This window comes from Streptomyces sp. YS-3 (assembly GCF_045257485.1).
Taxonomy (GTDB): domain Bacteria; phylum Actinomycetota; class Actinomycetes; order Streptomycetales; family Streptomycetaceae; genus Streptomyces.
The window spans coordinates 1-4048 of record NZ_JBJHPC010000614.1; the positions used below are offsets into that span (position 1 = coordinate 1).

At 75.4% G+C, this 4048-nt stretch carries 3 protein-coding genes; all 3 read left to right on the forward strand.

Translation table 11 applies throughout. The features are described 5' to 3' along the window. Positions 1-1099: tetratricopeptide repeat protein (locus ACJA3G_RS31835; RefSeq protein WP_406556516.1), on the forward strand; the 1099-nt coding region annotated here is incomplete at its 5' end. 3 nt (positions 1100-1102) lie between these two features. Next, positions 1103-2431 (forward strand): protein phosphatase 2C domain-containing protein, encoded by a 1329-nt coding sequence (locus tag ACJA3G_RS31840; protein ID WP_406556517.1) that lies wholly within the window; start codon positions 1103-1105, stop codon positions 2429-2431. Positions 2432-2497: 66 nt separating this feature from the next. Beyond that, the gene (locus tag ACJA3G_RS31845) at positions 2498-3856 is read left to right on the forward strand and encodes a vWA domain-containing protein (protein ID WP_406556518.1); all 1359 of its coding nucleotides are present in this window, start codon (positions 2498-2500) and stop codon (positions 3854-3856) included. The last annotated feature ends 192 nt before the right edge of the window (positions 3857-4048 follow it).

Genomic DNA, 4048 nt, shown 5'->3' on the forward strand with positions numbered 1-4048 from the left:
GACGAGGGCGCGGTGCCCGGGTGCGCCGCCCGGCACGGGCGCCGCGGTGCCGGGCGGCGCACCCGCGCACCCCGCCCTCGTCCCCGCGCCCCGCYCCGGCGGCGCCCCGGCCGCGTACGGCGGGAGAGCGGACGGCGACGGCTATCTGCGCCCGCTCGACGCGCCCGCCACCGCGCTGGCGCTGCCGGTGCCGCACGTGGACCCGGGCGACCCCAACGCGGGCTTCCTGGCGGGTCTGATGGGCGCCGCGCCCGCCGAGCTGATCGCCGCGCTGCGCACCGCGCCCGCCAACTCGGTGGAGAAGCGGCTGCGCGAGCTGCGCGCCCGGCTCGACCTCGGCGAACTCCTCTCGGCGGCCCGGGGCCTGGAATCCCTGGAGGCCGACCACCCCGACGACTGGCGGGTCGTCTGGTACCGGGGCGTGGCCTCGCTGGTCTCCGGCGACCACGAGAACGCCGCGCTCTCCTTCGACGCCGTCTACGACGCGTTCCCGGGCGAGCCCACGCCCAAGCTGGCGCTGGGAGTGTGCGCGGAGGTGCTGGGCCAGCTCGACAACGCCGCCGAGTACTACCGGCTGGTGTGGACGACGGACCCGAGTTATGTGAGCGCCGCCTTCGGCCTGGCCCGGGTCCAACTGGCCGCAGGCGAACGCGAGGCGGCCGTGGCCACCCTGGAGTCGGTGCCGGAGGCCTCCATCCACTACACGGCGGCCCGGGTCGCCGCCGTCCGGGCGAGGCTGCGCCGGCGCGCCCCGGACGACGCGCTGCTGGCCGATCTGCGGGCCGCGGCGGACCAGGTGGAGGCGCTCCAGCAGCTGGGCCTGGACGCGGTGCGCCGCGAGCGGCTGGCCACCGAGGTCCTCGGTACCGCGCTCGACTGGGTACTCTCCGGAAGCCGGGGCGCCCCCGGTGAGGGCGGGCGGCCCGGCGGCGGCCCGGGCGGCGGGGCCATACTTCTCGGCAGCGAGCTGGACGAACGAGGCCTGCGCTTCGGCCTGGAGCGTTCGTACCGGGTGCTCGCCCGGCTCGCCGGCAGCGGCGAGGAGCGGATCGAACTGGTGGAGCGGGCCAACCGCTTCCGCCCCCGGACGTGGGTGTGATTGATGGCGCAGATGCACCAGCCGGCAACCGGGACGTGCCCCGGCTGCCACGAGCCGCTGGAGTCGGGCGACCGGTACTGCGGGGCCTGCGGGTACGACCTGTCGGCCACGCCCGTGGCCGCGGCGGACAGCCCGACGGTGGTCCTGGGCAGCCCCGTGGCGGGTGAGGCGTGGCCGGCCGCCCGTGCGGCGGAGGGCGCGGCGGCGGCCCCGGTGCTCCTGCCCACCGATCTGCCCGGCACCGACTCGGGCGGCTCCCCGCTGCCCGGGAACGTCCGGCACGACGGGCCCGGCGGCGAACCCGAGCCCGACCCCCGGCCCGACGAGTACCCGCTGCCCGCGCCGGACCCCCGTACGGCCGACCCGTCCGCCCTCGGCGACCGGGCCACCCACGTCAGCACGCCCATGAAGGTCTGTGTGGCGTGCCGGGCCGGGCGGGTCGACGGCGACGGGTACTGCGAGAACTGCGGGCACGCCCAGCCGCGCGAGCGCGACCACATGGAGCAGGAGCTCGGCCCGGTGGCGGCGGTCAGCGACCGGGGTCTGCGCCACCACCGCAACGAGGACGCGTTCGCGGTGTCCACCACCGCGCTGCCCGACGGCTCGCCCGCCGTCGTCGCGATCGTCTGCGACGGCGTCTCCTCCGCGACCCGCCCCGACGAGGCCTCGGCGGCGGCGGCGGCCCGCGCCAACGAGTCGCTGCTCCAGGCGCTGCCCCAGGGCACACACCCCCAGCAGGCCATGCACGAGGCGATCGTGGCCGCCGCCGAGGCGGTCAACTCACTGGCCGACCAGGCCGCTTCGGCGCCGGAGCAGGACCCCCAGCGCCATCAGAACGCACCGGCCTGCACCCTGGTCGGCGCCATCGCCGCGGGCGGCCTGCTGGTGGTCGGCTGGGTCGGCGACAGCCGCGCCTACTGGGTGCCCGACGACCGTACGACCCCGCCCGCCCGGCTCACCGAGGACGACTCCTGGGCCGCGCAGATGGTGGCGGCGGGCCTGATGAGCGAGGCCGACGCGTACGCGGACGAGCGGGCGCACGCCATCACGGGCTGGCTGGGCGCCGACGCCTACGAACTGGAGCCGCACACCGCCGCGTTCAAGCCGGACCGCTCCGGTGTGGTCGTGGTCTGCACCGACGGGCTGTGGAACTACGCGGAGGGCGCCGAGGAGATGGCCGGGGCCGTGCCCGCGGACGCCGCCGAACGGCCGCTGCACAGCGCCCAGGTGCTGGTCGGCCACGCCCTGGACGGCGGCGGCCACGACAACGTAACAGTGGCCGTCGTGCCGTTCGCGGTCCCCCGGCCGGGGGCAGGATCCGCCTACAACTAGGCCGTGGCACCTGTTTTCCCCGCATTCTCGTCTCTTCAGGCCCAGAAGCCTCAAGGAGCCCAGCAGATGGCCAACTTCTCCAAGCCGCACGCGCCCCGGTTCTCCGTCGACGTCTACCAGAACGAGTACCTGCCGGAGGGCGGCCGTGAGGTCAACGCGATCGTCACCGTGACGTCGACGGGCGGCCGGACCGTGGGCGGGGCGGCCCTGGCCGGGGCCGGGCTCTCGCCCTCGGCCCTGCCGGGGCAGGCGCCCGGCGCCGCCGTGGTGATCATGGTCGACTGCTCGGGTTCGATGGACTACCCGCCGACGAAGATGCGCAACGCGCGCGACGCCACGGCCGCCGCGATCGACACCCTGCGCGACGGCGTGAGCTTCGCGGTGGTCGCGGGCACCCACCAGGCCAAGGAGGTCTACCCGGGCAACGGCCGCCTGGCCGTCGCCGGCCCGGACACCCGCGCCCAGGCCAAGGAGGCGCTGCGCGGGCTGAGCGCGGGCGGCGGCACCGCCATCGGCACCTGGCTGCGGCTCGCCGACCGGCTGCTGAACTCGGCGGACACACCGATCCGGCACGGCATCCTGCTCACCGACGGCCGCAACGAACACGAGTCGCCGGCCGTTCTGCAGGCCGCGCTGGACGCCTGCGCGGGCCGCTTCACCTGCGACGCGCGCGGGGTCGGCACCGACTGGGAGGTCAAGGAGGTCACGGGGATCGCCTCCGCGCTGCTCGGCACCGCCGACATCGTGGCCGACCCCTCGGGCCTGGCCGCGGACTTCACGCGGATGATGGAGAACGCGATGGGCAAGGAGGTCGCGGACGTCGCGCTGCGGCTGTGGACGCCGGTCGGTGTGGAGATCCGGTACGTCAAGCAGGTCGCGCCCGCCGTCGAGGACCTGACCGGCCGCCGGACCGAGGCGGGGCCGCGCGCCGGGGACTACCCGACGGGCTCGTGGGGCGACGAGTCGCGCGACTACCACGTGTGCGTGCGGGTCCCCGAGGCCGGAATCGGGCAGGAGATGCTCGCCGCCCGGGTCTCGCTGATCCTGCCCGACCCGGCGGGCGGCACCCCGCAGACCCTGTCGCAGGGGCTGGTCCGGGCGGTGTGGACCGAGGACATGGCCGCGTCCACCGCGATCAACCCCCAGGTCGCCCACTACACGGGTCAGGCCGAACTGGCACAGGTCATCCAACAGGGCCTGGATGCCCGCAAGTCGGGCGATATCGACGGCGCCACCGCCAAGCTCGGCCGGGCCGTCCAGCTCGCCGCGGCCTCCGGGAACGCCGATACGGCGAAGCTGCTCGCGAAGGTGGTGGACGTCGTCGACGAGGCGACGGGTACTGTGCGACTGAAGGCGAAGGTCGCGGAGGCGGACGAGATGACTCTCGAAACCCGCTCGACGAAGACCGTACGCGTGAAGAAGTGACGACGGGAACGACCCGGGCACCGGCCCGGGAGCGCGCCGCACCGGGCGGTGCGCGGTAGCGAGACCACGTGAGTGCCTCGGCCCGAGGGGCCGGACGAGGAGAGGGGGAAGCGACTCCATGCCGACCTGCCCGAACGGACACCAGTCGGGTTCCGACGACTGGTGCGAGGTCTGCGGCCATCGCATGGGCGC

Excerpts from the sequence above, each read along its gene's own strand:
- ACJA3G_RS31840 (WP_406556517.1), top strand. The coding sequence starts at position 1,103 with ATGGCGCAGATGCACCAGCCGGCAACCGGGACGTGCCCCGGCTGCCAC.
- ACJA3G_RS31845 (WP_406556518.1), top strand. The coding sequence starts at position 2,498 with ATGGCCAACTTCTCCAAGCCGCACGCGCCCCGGTTCTCCGTCGACGTC.